The sequence below is a fragment of the uncultured Pseudomonas sp. genome, assembly GCF_913774235.1.
Lineage (GTDB): Bacteria > Pseudomonadota > Gammaproteobacteria > Pseudomonadales > Pseudomonadaceae > Chryseomonas.
The window spans coordinates 30,494-52,556 of the sequence record NZ_CAJYDW010000012.1 but is presented as its reverse complement, the minus strand read 5'-3'; the positions used below and the strand labels follow the sequence as shown (position 1 = coordinate 52,556).

Genomic DNA, 22,063 nt, shown 5'->3' with positions numbered 1-22,063 from the left:
TCACGCCTGCCCCTCCTGCCAGGCGAGGTCCGCCCATGCGCCTGATCAATCGCCAGCCCGGTCGCGGCGGTCGCCTGTTCCTGGTGCTGCTGCCCTTCGCCCTGCTCCTGCTGCTCTACCTGACCAGTTCCGCCGAACGCCTGGCGGAAAATCCCAACGACAAGCTGCTGCCCAGCTTCGGCCAGATGGCCGAGGCCGTCGACCGCCTGGCCTTCACCGCGGACAAGCGCTCGGGCGACTATTTGTTCTGGCAGGACACCCTTGCCAGTCTGCAGCGCCTGGGCCTCGGCCTGGGTATCGCCGCCCTGGTGGGCCTGGCCCTGGGCATCGCCGCGGGCAGCGTGCCCCTGCTGGGCGCACCGCTGTCGCCGCTGCTGACGGTGCTGGCGATGATCCCGCCACTGGCGATCCTGCCGATCCTGTTCATCGTGCTCGGCCTCGGCGAGCTGTCCAAGGTGCTGCTGATCGCCATCGGCGTCACCCCCTGCATCGCCCGCGACCTTGAGCAACGTGCCCGGGAGATCCCCCGCGAGTTGCTGATCAAGGCCCAGACCCTGGGCGCCAACTCCTGGACGCTGATCCTGCGCCTGGTGCTGCCGCAGCTGTTGCCGCGGCTGCTGACGTCACTGCGGCTGATGCTCGGCTCGGCCTGGCTGTTCCTGATCGCCGCCGAGGCCATCGCCAGTACCGACGGCCTCGGCTATCGCATCTTCCTGGTGCGCCGCTATCTGGCGATGGACGTCATCCTGCCCTACGTGGCCTGGATCACCCTGCTGGCCTGGCTGATGGACCTGGGCCTGCGCAGCCTGACCCGCCGCGCCTTTCCCTGGCACGAAGGGGGCAAGGTATGAACGGCGTCCCGGCTGTTCCCGTTGCCACCCCGGCCTTCATCGAGGCCCGCAACGTCTGGCAGGAATACGGCGACCAGGTGGTGCTCGAGCGTCTCGATCTGCAGGTGGCCGAGGGCGAGTTCTGCACCCTGGTCGGTGCCTCGGGCTGCGGCAAGTCCACCTTCCTGCGCCTGCTGCTGGGCCAGGAGCGTCCCAGTCGCGGCAGCCTGCGCCTGGCCGGTGAGCCGCTGCCGGCCGAGCCCGATCCGAGCCGTGGGGTGGTGTTCCAGCGCTACTCGGTGTTCCCTCACCTGAGCGTGCTGGACAACGTCGCCCTCGGCCTGGAATTGCCCCGCTCGCCGCTGCTGGGCCGGCTATTCGGTCAGGCGCGGCGCGAGGCCCGCGAGCGCGCGGCGGCGCTGCTGGTCAAGGTCGGTCTCGGGCATGCCTTGGATCGCTACCCCAGCGCCCTTTCCGGCGGCATGCAGCAGCGCCTGGCCATCGCCCAGGCGCTGATCATGCAACCGCGGATGCTGCTGCTCGACGAACCCTTCGGCGCCCTCGACCCGGGCATTCGCAAGGACATGCACGCCCTGCTGCTGGAGTTGTGGCAGGAAACGCGGCTGACGGTGTTCATGGTGACCCATGATCTCGCCGAGGGCTTCAGCCTCGGCACCCGGCTGCTGGTGTTCGACAAGATCCGCCACGATCCCCAGGCGCCCGGTGCCTATGGCGCACGGATCACCTACGACATCCCGCTCAACGCCGAACGCCGGGCGGCGCGTCCGGAATTGCCGGCGGCCCTGGCGGAGCGACTGGCGCGCTGAAGCCGCCGGGGCGCCAGGCCCCGGCGTTCACCTCAGGTGAGGATTTCGAGATGCCGGGCCAGGGTTTCCCGCTCGGCCGCGAACCAGTCCTGCGCCGCCGCGGAACAGGGCGTGGCGGCCTCGGCGCGCCAGTCCGGCTCCAGGGTGTCGACCTCGAAGGTGCGTTCGATCAGGCAACCTGCGGCGTTGACCAGCCGCTGCCGCAGATGGCCGGCAGCGTCCCAGGCGAAGCCGTCCAGCGCCACCGGCTGCCCCAGCCGCGCCGGCAGGGTGGACAGGGCTACCCGATAGCCGCCCTGCCCATCGGCCAGCGCCAGGGAGGTCTCGACGTCGAACAAGCGGGCCAGCTCGGCGGGATCGCCCTGGGCCTGGGCCACCCGCTCGCGCAGGCCGAGGGACGATTCGGCCAAAGGCGCGGGACGGCCACGCATCCAGCCGAGCCGGTCGCCGCAGAGGATCAGACCGCCGCCCCGGCCCAGCAGGCGGCCGCTCTCGACCTCCCGCTCTTCCCACAGGCGCAGGCCGATCAGCGGGCCCCCTCCGGCCTGCAGGCGCCAGTCTTCGACATAGGCGCCACTCGGAGCGAACTCCATCAGGCAGTTACCGATGCGCTGCAGTCGCGCCGGCTCCGGCCAGCGGTTATGGACTTGCAGGGAGACCCCGCCGTGCCAGCCGAGCTGGCCGTCCACCCAATGGCTGTCGGCCACCCAGCCTTCCTGGTTGGCCAGCTGGCGCAGCTCCTCGGCGCGGTAGTCCGTCCAGGCTTTCAGCGGCGGCGGTGGCGCATCCGGCAGGCGCAGGTCGAGGGTGAAGCTGCGACTCTGCAGCCAGTGCACCTGGGTACGCGCATCGCTACGGCCGTCGGCGAAGGTGATGCTGCGGCGACGGAAGTGGCCGAGCATCCAGGCGGGCACGCCGTCCGCCGGCTGCTGCGGATGACGGCGGGCCAGTTCGAGGAGATTCATGCCGGCACCTCCTGCCCGGGGCCGAAACTGGCCAGGCCCAGGCTGCCGTCGGGGAGCGTCAGGCTGCCTTCGGCCAGGCGCCTCTGCAGGTAGGCGAAGGTCTGGGCGGTCTGGGCGAACAGGTGGTCGCCACAGACCACCGGTTCGTAGTGGCGCCCCTCGCGAGCGGGCAAGCCCGGCAGGGGCGCGATGCGGGTGGGGTAGTCGCAGGCGCAGAACAGCGGAAAGGCGTAGCGCTCTTCGCTGACCTTGCGCACCCGGTGGGCGGTGGCCAGGAACTGGCCGTTGCTGAGTACCTCTAGCATGTCGCCGATGTTGACCACCAGGACGTCGGCGATCAGCGGCACCTCGATCCAGTCGCCCTCGCCATTGCGCACCTGCAGGCCCGGCGCGGTGGGCAGCAGCAGGGTGAAGCATTCGTAGTCGGTGTGGGCGCCGATGCCAGGGCGATCCGCCTGGGGATCGGGGTCCAACGGATAGTGGATCAGCCGCAACTGGCTGGTGGGGTGGCGGGTGACGGCGGCGAAGGTGTCCTCGGCCAGCCCCAGGGCGAGGGCGAAACCACGGAACAGCCGCTCGCCCAGGGCCAGGGCGGCGCGGTAATAGGCGCCCACCGCCTCGCGGAACGCCGGGTCGTCCGGCCAGAGCGTGGGCCCGAGCAGCGGATAGCGCTGCGGTCCCTCGGTGTAGTCGTAGTTGACGTCGTAGGCTTCCTTGAGATCGCGGCTGCCCCCGGCGAAGCGCTCTTCGCCTTCGGGGACGTAGCCGCTGTGGTTGCTCGACTGACCGATATAGAAGCGCAGCTTTTCTTCCAGCGGGCGGGCGAAGAAGCGTTGCGCCTGCTCGATCAGCCCGGCGCGCAGCTCGGCGGAAAGGCCGTGGCCGACGATCTGCAGGAAGCCCACCTCGCGGGCGGCGCGGCCGAGTTCGGTGGCCACGCGCTGGCGCTCGGCCAGGTCGCTGGAGGCGAGTCCGGCGATATCGATGAGGGGAATGGACGTGAACGGGGTATGCGCCATGGCAACCCTCCCGTGCTGACGAGGTTACCTGGTCGTCCAGACGAGCAGCGCGGCGGGTCGTCCCGCGAGCGACCGCCAAGCCGCCCCTGCCCCGGCAGCGCAGCGATTTCCATGCCAGGCATCCAGCAGCCTTTCGCGGGGCTTTTCCGCCCCGCATCGGTGCAGCGGACACCCAACGCGCGCCAAGACAAGACACCCCGGTCGCCTGACGTGGCGCCATCGCCCAGCGCTGCCGCGGTTCGCGTGGCTGGCACGCTATTCGCTTCGGTCAGTCTCGTGCAGGACCTGACCGGGCCCATCCCGGTAAAGCGGCACCACAATCAGGTAAATGGATGGCTAGGGTTCCGATCCGCGCAAGCGGGTGTCTGGTCCGAGAGCCATCGACCTCCAGCGAGGTTACACGGCGGGACAAAAGCCCGGGAGAACGCGACTTGCGAAGTAGTTCGTCAAGTGCCGCGGCTCCTGTGCCTCATCCGACCCTGAACTGGAGGTTTCCATGCGTAAGCCCCTGCTCTCCCTCGCTGTCGCCGGCCTCGCCCTGGCCCTGAGCTGTTCCGCCCTGGCGGAGAAGAAAGACAAATTCAGCGTCTGCTGGACGCTCTATGCCGGCTGGATGCCCTGGGGCTACGCCAGCTCCGCCGGCATCATCGACAAATGGGCGAAGAAGTACGGCATCGACATCGAGGTCGTGCAGCTCAACGACTACGTTGAGTCCATCAACCAGTACACCGCCGGCCAGTTCGATGGCTGCGCCATGACCAACATGGACGCCCTGACCATTCCCGCCGCCGGTGGCGTGGACTCCACGGCGCTGATCGTCGGCGACTACTCCAACGGTAACGACGGCCTGCTGATCAAGGGTGAGGGCAAGACCCTGGCCGACCTCAAGGGGCAGACGGTCAACCTGGTGGAACTCTCGGTCTCCCATTACTTCCTCGCCCGCGCCCTGGAAAAGGCCGGCCTCAGCGAGCGCGACGTCAAGGTGGTGAATACCTCGGACGCCGACATCGTCGCCGCCTACGCCACCCCCGACGTCAAGGCCGCCGCCACCTGGAATCCGATGCTGGCGGAGATCCGCAGCCAGCCGGGCAGCACCCAGGTGTTCGATTCCTCGCAGATTCCCGGCGAGATCCTCGACATGCTGGTGGTCAACACCCAGACCCTCAAGGACAACCCGGCGCTGGGCAAGGTACTGGTCGGCGCCTGGTTCGAGATCCTCGGCCTGATGCAGTCCGGCACGCCCGCGGCCACCGAGGCCCTGACCAGCATGGCCAAGGCCTCCGGCACCGATCTCGCCGGCTACCAGGCACAGCTGGCCACCACCAAGCTGTTCTATACGCCCCAGGAGGCGCTGACCTTCGCCACCAGCCCCAGCCTGCCGGAGACCATGACCCGGGTCGCCCGCTTCAGCTTCGAGCACGGCATCCTCGGCGAAGGCGCGCGCAGCCCCGAGGCCATCGGCATGAGCTTCGCCAAGGGCGTGATCACCGGCGACAGCGGCAATCTCAAGCTGCGCTTCGACCCCAGCTACGTCCAGCTGGCCGCCGACGGCAAGCTCTGACCCTTCCCTCCCGAGCCGCGTGGACCGCAGCGAGCGGTCCGCGCCCCGCCACGAGCCGCGAGACCTGCCATGACCGCTTCTCTGAACCTGAGCCCCACCCTCTACGACGAAATCCTCCCCGGCGGGGGCCACACCTCCTTCGTGCTCCGCCGCGGCCAGTTGCTGCGGCTGACCGACCTGGAAGGCGGCGCCAACGTCAGCCTGCTGCTGTTCAACGCCCTGGACAGGAGCGAGCGCCTGAACCTGCCGGACACCCTCAAGTGCCAGCACACCGCCCGCCTCACCGCCGGCCATTGCCTCTATTCGGACATGGGCCGCGTACTCGCCGCCATTACCGCCGACACCTGCGGCTGGCACGACAGCTTCGGCGGCGTCCTCGATGCCGTCGAAGTCCGGGAAAAATACGGCCAGGGCCGCTACCAGGAATTGCGTAACGGCTTCTTCCGCAACGGCACCGACAACCTGCTGGTGGAGCTGGGCAAGAGTGATCTGGGCCTGGCCGACCTGCTGATGACCGTCAACCTGTTCAGCCGGGTCGACGTGGACGCCACCGGCGCCTTCCGCTTCCACCCGGAGAATTCCCGGGCCGGCGACTACGTCGAGCTCTATGCGCCCATGGACACTCTGGTGGTGCTCACCGCCCTGCAACATCCGCTGGACCCCAATCCCGTCTATGCGCCCAAGCCGGTGCGCCTGAGCTGGCAGAAGGTCGCCAGCGACGGCATCACCCTGCTCTGCCGCAGCTCGCGCCCGGAGAACGGCCGCGGCTTCCACAACACCGAACGCCAGTACCTCTGAGGGCCGCACCATGAGCCTGATCGAAAGCGAGCTGCACCCCGACACCGCGGTCTTCCGCCACACCATCCCGGCCGGCGAGCCCTACCTGTTCGAGGTCAAGGCCGGGCAGACCCTGCGCCTGCACGACCTGGAGGGCAACCAGGCCATCGACACCCTGTTCTTCGCCGCCCGGGACCCGCGCGAGCGCTTCGACCCCCAGCGCACTCTGCGCCGACAGAATCGCGTCTACCTCACCACCGGCACGGTGCTTTACTCCAACCGCGGCAATGCCCTGCTGACCATCGTCGCTGACACCTGCGGGCGCCACGACACCCTCGGCGGCGCCTGCGCCCAGGAGAGCAACACGGTGCGCTACGCCCTGGACAAGCGCCACATGCACAGCTGCCGCGACAACTTCCTGCGGGCAGCCCTGCACGACGGCCGGCTCGGCAAGCGCGACCTGGGCGCCAACATCAACTTCTTCATGAACGTGCCGGTCACCCCCGAGGGCGGCCTGACCTTCGAGGACGGCCTCTCCGCCCCCGGCAAGTACGTGGAGCTGCGCGCCGAGACCGACGTCATCGTGCTGATCTCCAACTGCCCGCAACTCAACAACCCCTGCAACGGCTGGAATCCCACCCCGGCGGAGGTGCTGATATGGAACTGAACCGCGCCCAGCGTCTCTGGCGGTGGCTGCGGCCGTGGCTGTATCGCTTCTGCGAACTGCGCGCCGCGCGCTACCACCCTCCACGCCAGCCCTGATCAACCGCCGCTGCGCGCCTCCCGTGGACGACCCCGGGAGCCTTCATCCGGCGGGACGGCCCGTCACCTTCGAGGACACCTCGAATGTTCACCACCTTGCTCATCGCCAACCGTGGCGCCATCGGCTGCCGTATCCAGCGCACCCTGCGCGAGCTGGGCGTCGCCTCCGTCGCCGTCTACAGCGAAGCCGACCGCGCCAGCCGCCACGTCAGCGGCGCCGACCAGGCCTTCAGCCTCGGTGAAGGCGCAGCCGCCGCCACCTACCTGGACACCGCCAAGTTGCTCGCCGTGGCCCGCCAGAGCGGCGCCCAGGCCATCCACCCCGGCTATGGCTTTCTCTCCGAGAACGCCGCCTTCGCCGAGGCCTGCGAAGCCGCGGGCATCGCCTTCGTCGGCCCCACCCCGGAGCAATTGCGCACCTTCGGCCTCAAGCACACCGCCCGCGCCCTGGCCCGTGCCCAGGGCGTACCACTGCTGGAAGGCACCGAGTTGCTGGAGAACCTGGCCGCGGCGCTCACGGCCGCCGAGCGGATCGGCTATCCGGTGATGCTCAAGAGCACCGCCGGGGGCGGCGGCATCGGCATGCGCGTCTGCCGCTCCGCCAGCGAACTCGGCGACGCCTTCGAGGCGGTGCGCCGCCTGGGCCAGAACAACTTCAGCGATGCCGGCGTCTTCCTCGAGAAGTACATCGAGCGGGCGCGGCACCTGGAGGTGCAGGTGTTCGGCGATGGCCAGGGCGAGGTGCTCGCCCTGGGCGTGCGCGACTGCTCGGTGCAGCGGCGCAACCAGAAGGTGCTGGAGGAAACCCCGGCGCCCAACCTGCCCGCCGGCATGGCCGAGGCCCTCTGCACCGCCGCCCTGGATCTCGCCCGCGCGGTGCGCTACCGCAGCGCCGGTACCGTGGAATTCGTCTACGACAGCGGCGCCGACCGTTACTACTTCCTGGAGGTGAACACCCGGCTGCAGGTCGAGCATGGCGTCACCGAACAGGTCTGGGGCGTGGACCTGGTGCGCTGGATGATCGAGCTGGCCGCCGGCGACCTGCCGCCGCTGGCCGAACTGGCCAAGGAGCTGCAACCCCAGGGCCACGCCATCCAGGCACGGCTCTATGCCGAGGACCCGGGCCGCGACTTCCAACCCAGCCCCGGCCTGCTCACCCAGGTCGACTTCCCACCGGCGGACGGCCGCGCCCTGCGCCTGGACACCTGGGTCGAGGCCGGTTGCGAGATCCCGCCCTACTTCGACCCCCTGGTGGCCAAGCTGATCGCCTGGGCTCCGGACCGTGAGAACGCCCGCCAGCGCCTCGACCAGGCCCTGGCCGAGACCCGTCTCTACGGCGTGGAAACCAATCGCGACTACCTGCGGCAGATCCTCGCCGCCACGCCCTTCGCCAGCGGCCAGCCCTGGACCCGCTGCCTGGAGGACCTCGTCTATAGCGCCACCACCCTGGAGGTACTCAGCGCCGGCACTCAGACCACGGTGCAGGACGCCCCCGGGCGACTCGGCTACTGGTCGGTGGGCATTCCCCCTTCCGGCCCCATGGACGACCGCGCCCTGCGCCTGGGCAATCGCCTGCTGGGCAACGACGCCAGCGCCGCCGCCCTGGAGATCACCCTGGCCGGCCCGACCCTCAGATTCAACACCGACGCCGTGGTGGCAGTCACCGGCGCGCCCCTGCCGATCCTGCTGGATGACCAGCCCCATGCCATGGATAGCGTCTTCCGCGTGCCGGCCGGCGCCGTGCTGCAGTTGGGCGCCGTCACCGGTGCCGGCGCGCGCAGCTACCTCTGCCTCAGAGGCGGTCTCGACCTGCCTGAGTACCTGGGCAGCCGCAGCACCTTCACCCTCGGCCAATTCGGCGGGCACGGCGGCCGCGCCCTGCGCGCCGGCGACGTCCTGCACCTTCATCAGCTTAGCGATGCGGCGGTCGGCGCCCGCCTGCCGGACGCCCTGGTCACCCGGCTACCCGCCACCCGCAGCCTGCGCGTCATCTACGGCCCCCATGGGGCACCGGATTACTTCAGCCGGGCCTATCTGGAGCTGTTCCTCGCCACCGACTGGGAGGTGCACTTCAACTCCAGCCGTACCGGCGTGCGCCTGATCGGCCCCAAGCCGGAATGGACCCGCGAAGACGGCGGCGAAGCCGGCCTGCACCCCTCCAACATCCACGACAACCCCTATGCGGTCGGCGCCGTGGACTTCACCGGTGACATGCCGGTCATCCTCGGCCCGGACGGGCCCAGCCTGGGTGGCTTCGTCTGTCCGGTCACGGTGATCGAGGCCGATCTCTGGCAACTCGGTCAGCTCAAGGCCGGCGACCGGGTGCGCTTCCTGCCGGTGGACCTGGGGACCGCCCGCCGCCTGCAGCAGGAACGCCTGGTCGAGGAGCGTACCCTGCAGCCCGTGGCGACGACCGCCGTGACCCCGCACCTGGGCGATCCGGTGGTGTTGGACCTCGGCAGCGGCGCCGAGCGGCTGGTGGCCCGGCTCTCCGGCGACACCCACCTGCTGCTGGAAATCGGCCCGCCCGAGCTGGACCTGGCCCTGCGCTTTCGCGGCCACGGCCTGATGCAGGCCCTGGCCGCCCTGGCGCTGCCCGGCCTGTGCGAACTCACCCCCGGCATTCGCTCGCTGCAGGTGCACTACCAGCCCGAGGCGCTGCCCCTGGCCGAGCTGCTGGCGGCGGTCAGTCGCTGCTGGCAGGCGCTGGGCGACGCCCAGGACCTGCGGGTACCCTCGCGCATCGTCCACCTGCCGCTGTCCTGGGACGATCCGGCCTGCCGCCTGGCCATCGAGAAGTACGCCACCACGGTACGCAAGGACGCGCCCTGGTGCCCGAGCAACCTGGAATTCATCCGTCGGGTCAACGACCTGGACACCCTGGAGGCGGTCAAGCGCATCGTCTTCGACGCCAGCTACCTGGTGATGGGCCTGGGTGACGTCTACCTCGGCGCGCCGGTGGCTACCCCCCTTGATCCGCGCCATCGGCTGGTCACCACCAAGTACAATCCGGCACGCACCTGGACCGCGGAAAACTCCGTGGGCATCGGCGGTGCCTACCTCTGCGTCTATGGCATGGAGGGGCCCGGCGGTTACCAGTTCGTCGGGCGCACCCTGCAAATGTGGAATCGCTATCGCGAGGTCGAGGCCTTCCACGGCCAGCCCTATCTGCTGCGCTTCTTCGACCAGATCCGCTTCTACGAAGTCTCGGCGGACGAACTGCTGCGCATCCGCGCCGACTTCCCCCTCGGCCGCGTGCCCCTGCGCATCGAAGAGAGCGAGCTGTCCCTGGCCGACTACCAGGCCTTCCTCGCCCGCGAAGCCGAGGGTATCGCCAGCTTCCGCACACGCCAGCAAAGCGCCTTCGCTGCCGAGCGGCAACGCTGGATCGACTCCGGTCAGGCGCATTTCGACAGCCAGGAGGCTCCGGTCGAGGTTACCGCGGAGGCGCCCCTCAATGCCGGCCAACTGGCGCTGGAAAGCCCGGTGGCCGGCAATCTCTGGCAGGCCCAGGTCCGGCCCGGCGACCTCGTCGAAGCTGGTCAGCCACTGCTCATCCTGGAATCCATGAAGATGGAAATTCCGCTGCTCGCCCCTTGCCGCGGGCGCATCGCCGACCTCCACGTCCAGCCCGGCTCGCCGGTCCGCGCCGGCCAGCGCCTGCTGGTGATCGACAAGACTTGAAGGAAGCCACCATGACATTCGATCTGCGTCTCGACACCCTGCGCGCGGCCTACGCCGCCGGCACCCTCACCCCGCGCGCCCTCATCGCCGAGCTGCGCGACAAGGCCGTCCAGCTCGACCCCGAGTACCACCTGTTCATCCATCTGCTGACGGCCGCCGAGCTGGAGCCCTACCTGGCCGCCCTGGACGACCGCGATCCGGCCGGGCTGCCGCTCTACGGCATCCCCTTCGCCCTCAAGGACAACATCGATCTCGCCGGCATCCCCACTACCGCTGCCTGCCCGGCCTACGCCTACGTGCCCGAACGCTCCTCGACCCTGGTGGAGCAACTGCTCGCGCTGGGCGCCGTGCCCCTGGGCAAGTGCAATCTCGACCAGTTCGCCACCGGGCTCAACGGTACCCGCTCGCCCTATGGCGCCTGCCGCAACAGCGTCCATCCGGACTACCCGTCCGGCGGTTCCAGCGCCGGTTCGGCCCTGGCCGTGGCCCTGGGCGTCGCCAGCTTCGCCCTCGGCACCGACACCGCCGGCTCCGGGCGCGTTCCGGCGGCGCTGAACAACCTGGTCGGTCTCAAGGGCAGCAAGGGCCTGCTCTCCACCGCCGGGGTAGTGCCCGCCTGCCAGACCCTGGACTGCGTGACCTTCTTCACCGCCACCGCCGCCGAGGCCAGCGAGCTGCTGGCCCTCACCGCCCGCCCTGATCCGCGCGATCCCTACAGTCGCGCCAATCCGCAGTGGAACGACGCCAGCGCCTTCGGCCGCCCACGGTCCTTCCGCTTTGGCGTACCCACCCAGCTGGAATTCCTCGGCTGCCCGGAGAGTCCGGCGCTGTTCGCGGCGGCCAAGGCGCAGTTGGAGGCCCTGGGCGGCGAAGCCGTACCGCTGGATCTCACGCCCTTCCTTGAAGCCGCCCGCCTGCTCTACGAAGGCCCCTGGGTCGCCGAGCGCTACAGCGTGGCCGGCGCCCTGATCGAAGCCGACCCGGACGCGGTACTGCCGGTGATCCGCGCCGTGCTGGACAAGGCGCCCGGCGCCACGGCAGTGGACGCCTTCCGCGCCGGCTATCGCCTGCAGGCCTTGAAAGCCCAGTGCGACGCCCTGCTGGTCGAGCTGGACTGCGTGCTCACCCCCACCTATCCGCGCCCGGTCACCCTGGCCGAGCTGGCCGCCGAACCCGTCGCCCGCAATGCCGACCTGGGCTACTACACCAACTTCATGAACCTGCTGGACTACGCCGCCGTGGCCGTGCCCGCCGGGGTGATGAGCAACGGCCTGCCCTGGGGCGTGACGCTGTTCGGGCGGGTCTTTACCGACCAGTACCTGCTGAGCCTGGCCGCGGCGCTGCAAGAGGCCCAGGGCCTGCCCCTGGTGGGTGGAGCGCTGCCGAGCGCCACCTTGCCGGCCCGTCCCGCTCGTCATGATCGCGCGCACCTGGTGGTCTGCGGTGCCCATCTGCAGGGCTTGCCGCTCAACGGCCAGTTGCTCGCCCGCGGCGCCCGCCGCCTGGCGCTGACCCAGAGCGCGCCGCGCTATCGCCTCTATGCCCTGGCCGGCGGACCGCCGCTACGCCCGGGGATGGTTCGGGTCGCCGAGGATGGCGCGGCCATCGAGGTGGAGGTCTGGGAATTGCCCAGCAGCGAACTGGGCAGCTTCCTCACCGGCATTCCCGCCCCGCTCGGCCTGGGCAGGGTGGAGCTGGCCGACGGCAGTTGGGAAACCGGCTTCATCTGCGAGCCCTATGGCCTCGCCGGGGCCGAAGACATCACTGCCCACGGCGGCTGGCGGGCCTGGCTGGCGACGAAGGCCTAGAGGGCCTCGCGCTCAGCGAGATAGTCCCGCAGGCGTGTCTGCAGATGGGGCACGCCCTGGGGATGGGCAAGGAAGTCGGTGACGCTCATCAGCTGCCAGTGCTGGCCCTCGTCGCCGAAGCGAATGGCAGCGATGTCGGCTGGGTGCAGCTCACCGACGAACAGCCAGCTGGGTAAGTAACCGGACTGACGCGGTGGATAACAGCGCCCCCAAGTCAGCCGGGCTTCCTCCAGCACCAGACCGAATTCCTCGTCCAGCTCGCGCAGGGCGCAGCGCTCCGGGGTCTCGCCATCTTCGCGGCCGCCTCCAGGCAAGTCCCAAAGGCCCGGCCAGGGGATGTCCGGCTTGTCGTCACGCTGATAGACCAGCACCTGGTCTCCGCAGAGCAGTGCCAACTTGGCGCCGTTGAAGGGTTCGCTGGGCATGGTGGAAGGTCCATCCAGTTAAGACGGGGAGACCTTAGGCCTCCCCGTCCGGGCTCAATAACCGAGTTGCTTGAGCAGCGCACCCGGCTCCTGCTTGACCGGCCGCTGGTAGAACTTCAGCAATTCGGCACTGCGATTGGTGAAGAAGCCATCCACGCCTCGCGGCGCCAGGCGGGCGTAGTCCACCGCCGAATCCACGGTATAGGCATGCACCAGCAGGCCGCGCTCGTGGGCGACATCGTTCATCCAGGGCTTCACCAGGTCCGCATAGCTCTGGTCGCCGCCCTCCTCCAGCGCCGCCGAGGGGCCGATGCCGATGGCGCCGTGGGCCTTGGCCCACTCTACCCAGGCGGTGAAGTCACCCTCGGAGCGTACCTGCTGCTTGGCGTAGTAGGCCGCCTTGCTGGCCTCGCCCGACTCGGCATAGGTCGGCCCGGGCTTGGCCGGTATGTAGTCGTCGCCCAGCCACAGCAGCAGGATCTTCGGCGTGTTGGGCATTTCCTTCTGCAACAGCTCCAGGCTGCTCTTCTCGAAGGTCTGCAGGATCACCCGCCCGGGCATGGCCGCGACGCCAGTCGCACCGGCCTTGGGCTGACCGAGCCAGCCGCGCTGCGCCAGTTTGGCCTTTAGATCGCGCTCGATGCCGGGGAACAGCTTGGGCTGCTTGGTCTCGATGTAGAGACCCGGCTTGTTGCGCCCGCCCTCGGCGATATCGATGACCTCGTCGAGGGTGAGGATCTTGAGGCCGGCGAACTTGGCTCGGGCGCGGTCGGGATGGGCATGGTTGAACCAGCTGCCGGCATCCAGCGACTTGAGTTCGGCCAGGGTGAACTGGCTGACCGGCGCCTTGGCGCGGTCGGGGAAGCGCTTGGCGACGTCGGTGGTGCGTTCCAGGGTGTCGTCGTGCAGGGCGATGAGCTGGCCATCCTTGGTGCGCTGCAGATCGAGCTCCAGGTAATCGGCGCCCAGCTCCCGCGCCACCAGGTAGGCCGGGGCGGTGGACTCGGGAGCATCGAAGGACGCGCCGCGATGGGCGATCACCGCCGGCCAGGGAATGCCGGCCTGGCGGGCCAGGGTCTGGCCGACGTCGGCCTCGGTGGCCAGGGCCAGCTGGCTGACCAGCAGGGTGCCGGGAATGAGGGTACGGATCAGGGTACGCAGTGCCGTTATTGTCATGGGTTCCTCAGTGGTCCGATGATCGGAGCTAGGATGCAGCTTGCACTCCGCATGCGACAGTACGCGGACATCCGCCGCCGGAGACGTTATCCAGGTCGCAATTTCCGGTACTCTGCCGCCCGCTTCGCCCGACGAGATCACCATGACCGCAGCGCCCACGCCCTTCGATCCCACCCGCTGCCCCCTCTGCGGCGGCGCGAATCGCTGCGTCCTGGCCACGGGCGGCGCGATCCAGGATTGCTGGTGCCTGCAGACGCCAGTCGATCCGGCGACCTTGGCGCGCCTGCCCGACGACGAGCGCAATGAACGCTGCCTGTGCCCGGCCTGCGCGGCGGGGATCAGGCCCGAGAACGGCTGATGCGCCTGGATCGTTGGCTGGGCAATAGACCCGAACTGGGCCGCCAACTGGCCCGCCGCCTACTCGCGGAAGGCCGGGTACGGGTCAACGGCGCCACTACCCTGCAGGCCGCGCGCGAGGTGTTCGCCTTCGACCGTATCGAAGCCGACGAACGCCTGCTGCAAGACGGCCCCGGCGGTCGCTACCTGATGCTGCACAAGCCGCGCGGCTGTGTCAGCGCCACCATCGACGCCCGCCATGCCACGGTGCTGGACTGCCTGGCACCGGACCAGCGCGCCGACTTGCACCTGGCCGGGCGGCTGGACTTCAATACCACCGGCCTGGTGCTGCTCACCAACGACGGCCAGTGGTCGCGCGGCCTGAGTCACCCACGCCACAAGCAGACCAAGCGCTATCTCGTCACCACCGCCGAGGTCATCCCGGCGCAGCTGGTCGCGGCCTTCGCCGAAGGGCTGTACTTCGCCTACGAAGACCTCACCACCCAGCCCGCCCAGCTGGAGCTGCTGGGCGAGCGCAGCGCCTACCTGACCCTGGTCGAGGGCCGCTATCACCAGGTCAAGCGCATGTTCGGCCGCTTCGGCATCGAGGTCATCGCCCTGCACCGCGACCGTATCGGCGCCCTAGCCCTGGATCCGGCGCTGGCCGAAGGCAGCTATCGCTCACTGACGGCCGAAGAGGTAGCCCTGCTACGTCCGGCGGACTAGGGGAACATGACCTTGGGGACATCGGTCGGGATGCAGACACGCACCACCTGGAGACTTCCCATGCGTATCGACATCCCCTCCCTCGGTTTCGGCGGCGCCCCCCTGGGCAACATGTTCCGCGAGGTGAGCGACGCCGACGCCCGGGCGACTCTCGAAGCCGCCTGGGACGCCGGCATCCGCCTCTATGACACCTCGCCGCACTACGGTGCCGGCCTCTCCGAGCGCCGCTTCGCCGAGGTGCTGGCCGACAAGCCACGCGACGACTTCGTCCTGTGCAGCAAGGTGGGTCGGCTGTTGGAAACCGCCGACCAGCCGGAAAACGCCCCGCCGTTCGTCAACGAACTGCCCTTCAAGCGGGTACTCGACTATTCCGCCGATGGCGCCCGCCGCTCCATCGAAGCCAGCCTGGAACGGCTCAAGACCGACCGCCTTGATCTGGTCTGGATCCATGACCTCTCCGAGGACCAACATGGTCCGGCCTGGCGCGACTATTTCGCCCAGGCCATGCAGGGCGCGGCCAAGGCCCTCACCGAGATGCGCGAAGAAGGCCTGATCATGGGCTGGGGGCTGGGCGTCAACCTGGTGGAACCCTGCCGCCTGGCGCTGGAGCAAAGCGATCCCGACGCCTTCCTGCTGGCTGGCCGCTATTCGCTGCTGGACCACCGCGAAGCCCTGGATACCCTCTTCCCCGAATGCGAACGCCGCGGCGTGGGCATCGTGGTGGGCGGGCCCTTCAACTCCGGCCTGCTCGCCGGCGGCAAGCACTACAACTACGCCGAAGCCGAGCCGGCGCTGCGCCGCAAGGTCGAATTGATCGAGGGCGTCTGCCAGGATCACGGGGTGGACATCCGCGCCGCGGCCCTGCAGTTCTGCCTGGCCCATCCCACGGTGGCCGCCACCATCCCCGGCAGCAGCAAGCCCGAGCGCGCCCGGCAGAACGCCCAATTGCTGCGCGCGCCCATTCCCGCCGCCTTCTGGCGCAACCTGCGCGAGATCGGCGTGTTGCCCGAGGATGCGCCGACGCCGGCGTGAATCTGCTCGCGTGAGTCCAGGGGGCGGCTGTGCTAGGCTGCCGCCCCGTTTTCCACCCTAGCCGCCGTCATGACCTCGCCCCGTCGTCCCCTGCCTGGCCGCCCCGCGCCCCTGCATCCCCGCAATCGCCACCAGGGCAGCTACGACTTTCCAGCCTTGATGCGCGCGAACCCTGCGCTCAAGCCGTTCGTGGCACCGACACCACGGGGCAACCTGTCCATCGACTTCACCGATCCCCAGGCCGTGCGCGCCCTCAACCGCGCCCTGCTGGCGCTGCATCATGGTGTGCGGGACTGGGACATTCCGGCCGACTTCCTCTGCCCGCCGATTCCCGGCCGGGCCGACTACCTGCATCACCTGGCCGATCTGCTGGCCGAAGGCAACGATGGCCAGCTTCCCCGCGGTGCAGCGATTCGCCTGCTGGATGTGGGCACGGGCGCCAATGGCGTCTATCCACTGATTGGCTTCAAGGAATACGGCTGGCACTTCGTTGGCAGCGACATAGCCCCCGCGGCGCTGGCCGCCTTTGGCCGTACCCTGGCCGCCAACCCCGACTGCGCCGCCGCCATCGAACTGCGCCACCAGCCCGATCCCCAGGCGATCTTCGCCGGCATCCTGAGACCCGGTGAGCGCTACGCCGCCACCCTGTGCAATCCGCCCTTCCACGCCAGCCCCGACGACGCCGTGCGCGGTAGCAAGCGCAAGTGGAAGAACCTGGGCAAGACCACCGGCAAGCAGGCGCCCCTGCTCAACTTCGGCGGCCAGGCCGCCGAACTCTGGTGCCCGGGCGGTGAAGCGGCCTTCATCGAACGGATGATCCGCGAGAGTCGCCGCTTCGCCGGCCAGGTCGGCTGGTTCACCTGCCTGGTGTCCAAGGCCAGCAACCTGCCGCCGCTGCAGGCTGCGCTGCGCAGTGAGCAGGCCAGCGAGAGTCGGGTGGTGGCCATGGCCCAGGGCCAGAAGCAGAGCCGTTTCCTGGCCTGGCGCTTCGTCTAGTCGACCTGCTCTCGCCTGCCTAGCGGCGCGAAGGACGACCCTTCGGCGGATCTTTGACCAGCTTCGTCGTTCCGGGCGCCATGCGAACGGGCGCGGCTGCGCGCCGCTGCGAGACGTGTAGACCCTCTGAATGGGCCTCCAGCAGGGCCCGGGGAGGGGTCTAACGACATTAGACTAAAGGCTAATAGCCAAAGCTCATGAATTCCGGGCTAGGAATCCATAACTCTTCTCTTTAAAATGCCGGCCAACAAAAACGCACGCCCACGCCGCCGCGCCCGAGACAGTCGTCTCCGGTCCGCCGCTGCCTTGGCCGCGCCTTGCGTTTTTGCTCCGACCCCTCCGGTGAGTCACGAGAGAGGGGCGGTGGAGGGAAAAGAACCTGCCCTCGCGTGTTTCCGGCTGCATTCTGCCTCGCCCAGCGCACATCCACCCATGTGCCATGGTGCCGCACCGCACCGGAACCCGATAAGCAGACCCAGCTTCTATCGATCGAGAAACGACATGCTGAAGAAAATGACTGGCGCGCTGCTCGGCGTGGCCATCGCCTCCGCCCTGGGCACCGCCCATGCCGAAGACGTCAAGAAAGTCGACGTCCTGCTGATCGGCGGCGGCATCATGAGCTCCACCCTGGGCATCTGGCTGAACGAGCTGGAGCCGACCTGGAGCCTGGAGATGGTCGAGCGCCTGGACAAGGTCGCCGAGGAAAGCTCCAACGGCTGGAACAACGCCGGTACCGGCCACTCCGCCCTGGCCGAGCTGAACTACACCCCGGAAGACAAGGACGGCAAGGTCAGCATCTCCAAGGCCATCGAGATCAACGAAGCCTTCCAGATCTCCCGTCAGTTCTGGTCCTGGCAGGTCAGGAACGGCGTCCTCAAGGACCCGAAGAGCTTCATCAACAGCACCCCGCACATGAGCTTCGTCTGGGGTGACGACAACATCGCCTTCCTGAAGAAACGCTACGAAGCGCTCAAGGCCAGCCCGCTGTTCTCCGGCATGCAGTACTCCGAGGACCCGGCGCAGATCAAGCAGTGGGTCCCGCTGATGATGGAAGGCCGCGATCCCCAGCAGAAGGTCGCCGCCACCTGGAGTCCGCTGGGTACCGACGTCAACTTCGGCGAGATCACCCGCCAGTTCGCCGGCTACCTGCAGACCAAGCCGAACTTCAAGCTGAACCTGTCCAGCGAAGTCGAGAACATCACCCGCAATGCCGATGGCAGCTGGCGTGTGGAGTACAAGAACCTCAAGGACGGCAAGAAGACCGAGACCGACGCCAAGTTCGTCTTCATCGGCGCCGGCGGCGGTGCCCTGCACCTGCTGCAGAAGTCCGGCATCCCCGAGGCCAACGACTACGCCGGCTTCCCGGTGGGGGGGTCCTTCCTGGTCACCGACAATCCGGAGATCGCCCAGCAGCACCTGGCCAAGGCCTACGGCAAGGCGTCGGTCGGCGCGCCGCCGATGTCGGTCCCGCACCTGGATACCCGCATGCTCGATGGCAAGCGCGTGATCCTGTTCGGGCCCTTCGCCACCTTCTCCACCAAGTTCCTCAAGCAAGGCTCCTACCTGGACCTGCTGACCAGCACCAACACCCACAACGCCTGGCCGATGGTCCGCGTGGGCGTGGCCGAGTACCCGCTGGTGGAATACCTCGCCGGCCAGCTGATGCTGTCGGATGACGACCGCCTGGCAGCGCTGCGCGAGTACTTCCCCAACGCCAAGAAGGAAGACTGGCGTCTGTGGCAGGCTGGTCAGCGCGTGCAGATCATCAAGCGTGACGCCGACAAGGGTGGCGTGCTCAAGCTGGGCACCGAGATCGTCGCGGCCAAGGACGGCAGCATCGCCGGCCTGCTGGGCGCCTCCCCAGGTGCTTCCACTGCCGCGCCCATCATGCTGAGCGTGCTGGAGAAGGTGTTCAAGGACAAGGTCGCGACCCCGGAGTGGCAAGCCAAGCTGCACCAGATCGTGCCCAGCTACGGCACCAAGCTGAACAGCGATCCGGCGCGCGTACAGCAGGAGTGGAACTACACCGCCGAAGTGCTGCAACTGGCCACCCCGCCGGTCGCCACCGGTGCCGAGGGCACCGAAGCCAAGGCCACTGCCGGTGCCGCTCCGCGCGCCGACAAGGCCGCCAACGACATGGCCCTCTGATCGCCTGCCGGCCCGGCGCTCCCGCCGGGTCGCACCAGACGCCCAAGCCCTACCCCGGATCCGGGCGTGGGGCTTTTTTTCGCCCTCGGATCGGCCGCCGGGCACGCCGGGCGCAGCGCTGTGACGGAAACCGCAAGGGCGTGAATTTTTCAGCGCTATCAGGCACTAAAAGTGCAACGAGGCGCCAGCGAGAGCCTTTGCACGCCACAATGGTGTTCTATTCTCGAGCCCTAACCGTTACCTGACTCTGGAGACACGATGACGGCACATCCCGCCCCGGGCATCCTGCATACCCGCGAAGGCCAGCGTCTGGCCGACAGCGACGCCGCCGCCTGGCGCCAATGGGGCCCCTACCTGAGCGAACGCCAGTGGGCCACGGTCCGTGAAGACTACAGCGCCGACGGCGACGCCTGGCGCTACTTTCCCCACGAGCATGCCCGCAGCCGTGCCTATCGCTGGGGCGAGGACGGCCTCGCCGGCTTCTGCGACAAGGCCCAACAATGGTGCCTGGGCATCGCCCTGTGGAACGAACGCGATCCCTTCCTCAAGGAACGCCTGTTCGGCCTGACCAACGCCGAGGGCAACCACGGCGAGGACGTCAAGGAGCTCTACTTCTACCTGGACGGCGTGCCGAGCCATGCCTACCAGAAGATGCTCTACAAGTATCCCCATGCGGCCTTCCCCTATGCCCAACTGGTGGAAGAGAACGCCCGGCGTGGCCTGGAGGATCGCGAATACGAGATCCTCGACACTGGCGTCTTCGACCAGGACCGCTATTTCGACGTCACCGTCGAATACGCCAAGCACACCCCTGACGACATCTTCATGCGGGTGACGGTGGAGAACCGCGGTGCCGAAAAAGCACGCATTCATGTGCTGCCGCAGGTCTGGTCACGCAACACCTGGGCCTGGACCGGTACCCCGCCGCGCGCCATGCTCAGCCTGGAAGGCGAGCAGGTCCGCGCCAGTTACTTCGATCGCTCCGACCTGGTCATCAGCGCCTGGGGTCCGCAGGAAGTCGAGTGGCTGTTCTGCAACAACGAAACCAACCTGCCCCGCCTCACCGGCGAGCCCGCCGAGGGCCCTTTCAAGGACGGCATCAACGACTACGTGGTGAAGGGCGCCCGGGAAGCGGTCCGCCGTGACTTCGGCAGCAAGGCCGCGGCCCATTTCGCCGTGACGCTGGAGGGCGGAGCCTCGGCGGTGGTCTACCTGCGCCTGGCACCCACCAGCGCCCTCGCGGTGGATGCCGAGGCGATCTTCGCCGAGCGCATCGCCGAGACCGATGCCTTCTACGCCGCCCTGCAGGAAAAGATCGCCGACCCCGACGCCCGCCTGGTGCAGCGCCAGGCCCTGGCCGGCCTGCTGTGGTCCAAGCAGCTCTACTATTTCGAGGTCAATCGCTGGCTCAACGGCGATCCGGCCCAGCCCACCCCGCCGAAACAGCGCGAGGGCATCCGCAACGGCCACTGGCGGCACCTGCTCAACTTCGACATCGTCTCCATGCCGGACAAGTGGGAATACCCCTGGTACGCCTCCTGGGACCTGGCCTTCCAGGCGGTGGCCTACGCCCTGATCGATCCCGGCTTCGCCAAGCAGCAACTACTGCTACTGGTGAAGGACAGATTCATGCACCCCAATGGCCAACTGCCGGCCTACGAGTGGAATTTCGAGGACGCCAACCCGCCGGTGCACGCCTGGGCCACCTGGCACGTCTACCTGCAGGAGAAATCCCTCACCGGCGTCGGCGACCGTGCCTTCCTCGAGCGGGTCTTCCACAAGCTGCTGCTGAACTTCTCCTGGTGGATCAACCGCAAGGACGCCGAGGGCCGCAATATCTTCCAGGGTGGCTTCCTCGGCCTGGACAACATCGCCCTCTTCGACCGTTCGGCGCCCCTGCCCCCGGGTTATCACCTGGATCAGGCCGACGGCACCGCCTGGATGGCCGCCTATGCCCTCGACCTGATGCGCATCGCCCTGGAGCTGGCCAAGGAAAACCCGGTCTACGTCGACCTCGGCATCAAGTTCTTCGAGCACTTCCTGCACATCGCCAATGCCATCAACCACAGCGACGACCGCGAGGACGGCCTGTGGGACGAACAGGACGAGTTCTTCTACGACGTCCTGCACAAGCCCGATGGCAGCGCCGAGCCGCTGCGCCTGAGGTCCATCGTCGGTCTCATCCCGCTGTTCGCCGTGCAGGTCCTGGAACAACGCGAACACGAGGGCCTGCCCGGCCTCGGCGGGCGCTTGCGCGGCTTCCTGCGGCAGCGCCCGGATCTCGCCCGCCTGGTCTCCCGCTGGACAGAGCCCGGCCAGGGCAACAGGTTCCTACTGTCGCTGCTGCGCGGCCATCGCACCAAGCTGCTGCTCAAGCGCATGCTCGACAACGAGGAATTCCTCTCCGACCATGGCATCCGCTCCCTGTCCAAGGCCCACGAGCAGCAGCCCTTCGAGATGCGCCAGGCCGACGGCAACCTGCTCAGCGCCCGTTACCAGCCAGCCGAGTCGGATTCGCGCCTGTACGGCGGCAACTCCAACTGGCGTGGTCCGCTGTGGATGCCGATCAACTACATGCTCATCGAGTCGCTGCACGAGTTCCACCGCTACTACGCCGACAACTTCTCGGTGGAGTACCCCAGTGGCTCGGGCTATCTGGCCAACCTGGAAGAGGTCGCCGACGGCCTCAGCGAGCGCCTGACCCGGCTCTTCCTCAAGGATGCCGACGGCAAGCGGCCAAGCATGGTGGACTACCCACAACTGCAGAACGACCCGCGCAGTCGCGACCTGGTGCTGTTCCACGAGTATTTCCACGGCGAGAACGGCCGTGGACTCGGCGCCTCGCACCAGACCGGCTGGAGCGCCCTGGTAGCCCTCCTGCTGCAACCCAGGCGCTAGAAGGGCCCGGCGGGCTCGCCGTTGCGCAAATCTGGCCACGATTTGCGCAACGGGTGCGGTTTTCCCGGCCGGGCATGGGTACTATGCTCCAGA

General features: G+C 68.3%; 17 protein-coding genes and 1 riboswitch. Of the genes, 13 read left to right on the top strand and 4 right to left on the bottom strand.

The window, feature by feature from the left end; translation table 11 throughout:
- Window positions 1-35 precede the first annotated feature (35 nt).
- A complete protein-coding gene (locus QZ471_RS09805) occupies window positions 36-851 on the top strand; it encodes an ABC transporter permease (RefSeq protein ID WP_295463161.1) in 816 nt (271 codons plus the stop codon).
- Window positions 848-1,657 carry an ABC transporter ATP-binding protein gene (locus QZ471_RS09800; RefSeq protein ID WP_295463159.1) on the top strand — a complete coding sequence of 270 codons (810 nt, stop codon included), beginning with the start codon at window positions 848-850 and terminating at the stop codon, window positions 1,655-1,657. Before QZ471_RS09805 ends, QZ471_RS09800 begins: the two co-directional genes overlap by 4 nt.
- 32 nt (window positions 1,658-1,689) lie before the next feature.
- Here QZ471_RS09800 and QZ471_RS09795 read toward each other — a convergent pair whose 3' ends face one another.
- Together QZ471_RS09795 and QZ471_RS09790 are read right to left on the bottom strand one after the other, a co-directional pair.
- A complete protein-coding gene (locus tag QZ471_RS09795; RefSeq protein WP_295463158.1) occupies window positions 1,690-2,622 on the bottom strand; it encodes a hypothetical protein in 933 nt (310 codons plus the stop codon).
- Complete coding sequence (locus QZ471_RS09790; RefSeq protein WP_295463156.1) at window positions 2,619-3,641, bottom strand: 2-oxoglutarate and iron-dependent oxygenase domain-containing protein; 1,023 nt, start codon at window positions 3,639-3,641, stop codon at window positions 2,619-2,621. Before QZ471_RS09790 ends, QZ471_RS09795 begins: the two co-directional genes overlap by 4 nt.
- A 325-nt stretch (window positions 3,642-3,966) precedes the next feature.
- Window positions 3,967-4,066, top strand: a riboswitch (guanidine-I (ykkC/yxkD leader).
- Between the two features lie 71 nt (window positions 4,067-4,137).
- Here QZ471_RS09790 and QZ471_RS09785 point away from each other — a divergent pair.
- The 5 genes from QZ471_RS09785 (at window position 4,138) to atzF (ending at window position 12,233) form a co-directional block, all read left to right on the top strand.
- Window positions 4,138-5,202 (top strand): putative urea ABC transporter substrate-binding protein, encoded by a 1,065-nt coding sequence (locus QZ471_RS09785; RefSeq protein WP_295463154.1) that lies wholly within the window; start codon window positions 4,138-4,140, stop codon window positions 5,200-5,202.
- Window positions 5,203-5,271: 69 nt separating this feature from the next.
- Window positions 5,272-6,000, top strand: a complete 729-nt coding sequence (locus QZ471_RS09780; protein ID WP_295463152.1) for an urea amidolyase associated protein UAAP1 — start codon at window positions 5,272-5,274, stop codon at window positions 5,998-6,000.
- A 10-nt stretch (window positions 6,001-6,010) separates the two neighbouring features.
- Entirely contained in the window at window positions 6,011-6,646 is a 636-nt protein-coding gene (locus QZ471_RS09775; protein ID WP_295463150.1) for an urea amidolyase associated protein UAAP2, read from the top strand.
- A gap of 179 nt (window positions 6,647-6,825) precedes the next feature.
- Window positions 6,826-10,425, top strand: a complete 3,600-nt coding sequence (uca, locus tag QZ471_RS09770) for an urea carboxylase (protein ID WP_295463148.1) — start codon at window positions 6,826-6,828, stop codon at window positions 10,423-10,425.
- Window positions 10,426-10,436: 11 nt separating this feature from the next.
- A complete protein-coding gene (gene atzF / locus QZ471_RS09765; protein ID WP_295463146.1) occupies window positions 10,437-12,233 on the top strand; it encodes an allophanate hydrolase in 1,797 nt (598 codons plus the stop codon).
- On the opposite strand, the gene QZ471_RS09760 is transcribed toward atzF, so the two are convergent.
- Together QZ471_RS09760 and QZ471_RS09755 are read right to left on the bottom strand one after the other, a co-directional pair.
- Window positions 12,230-12,658 carry an NUDIX hydrolase gene (locus tag QZ471_RS09760; protein ID WP_295463144.1) on the bottom strand — a complete coding sequence of 143 codons (429 nt, stop codon included), beginning with the start codon at window positions 12,656-12,658 and terminating at the stop codon, window positions 12,230-12,232. The genes atzF and QZ471_RS09760 overlap by 4 nt on opposite strands.
- A 54-nt stretch (window positions 12,659-12,712) precedes the next feature.
- Complete coding sequence (locus tag QZ471_RS09755; protein WP_295463142.1) at window positions 12,713-13,834, bottom strand: glycerophosphodiester phosphodiesterase; 1,122 nt, start codon at window positions 13,832-13,834, stop codon at window positions 12,713-12,715.
- Window positions 13,835-13,976: 142 nt separating this feature from the next.
- Here QZ471_RS09755 and QZ471_RS09750 point away from each other — a divergent pair, with 142 nt between their 5' ends.
- The 6 genes from QZ471_RS09750 to QZ471_RS09725 all read left to right on the top strand — a co-directional run bounded on the left by QZ471_RS09750 (window position 13,977) and on the right by QZ471_RS09725 (window position 21,970).
- On the top strand, window positions 13,977-14,192 hold the full coding sequence (locus tag QZ471_RS09750) for a cysteine-rich CWC family protein (protein ID WP_295463140.1): 216 nt from the start codon (window positions 13,977-13,979) through the stop codon (window positions 14,190-14,192).
- Window positions 14,192-14,896: a 16S rRNA pseudouridine(516) synthase gene (locus QZ471_RS09745; protein WP_295463138.1), complete on the top strand. Its 705-nt coding sequence runs from the start codon at window positions 14,192-14,194 to the stop codon at window positions 14,894-14,896. The genes QZ471_RS09750 and QZ471_RS09745 overlap by 1 nt, the downstream gene beginning before the upstream one ends.
- 60 nt (window positions 14,897-14,956) lie before the next feature.
- Window positions 14,957-15,928 (top strand): aldo/keto reductase, encoded by a 972-nt coding sequence (locus QZ471_RS09740; protein ID WP_295463136.1) that lies wholly within the window; start codon window positions 14,957-14,959, stop codon window positions 15,926-15,928.
- A 69-nt stretch (window positions 15,929-15,997) separates the two neighbouring features.
- Complete coding sequence (gene rlmF / locus QZ471_RS09735; protein ID WP_295463134.1) at window positions 15,998-16,924, top strand: 23S rRNA (adenine(1618)-N(6))-methyltransferase RlmF; 927 nt, start codon at window positions 15,998-16,000, stop codon at window positions 16,922-16,924.
- Window positions 16,925-17,425: 501 nt separating this feature from the next.
- Window positions 17,426-19,072 carry a malate dehydrogenase (quinone) gene (gene mqo / locus QZ471_RS09730; protein ID WP_295463132.1) on the top strand — a complete coding sequence of 549 codons (1,647 nt, stop codon included), beginning with the start codon at window positions 17,426-17,428 and terminating at the stop codon, window positions 19,070-19,072.
- A 258-nt stretch (window positions 19,073-19,330) separates the two neighbouring features.
- A complete protein-coding gene (locus QZ471_RS09725) occupies window positions 19,331-21,970 on the top strand; it encodes a glucosidase (RefSeq protein ID WP_295463130.1) in 2,640 nt (879 codons plus the stop codon).
- Window positions 21,971-22,063 lie beyond the last annotated feature (93 nt).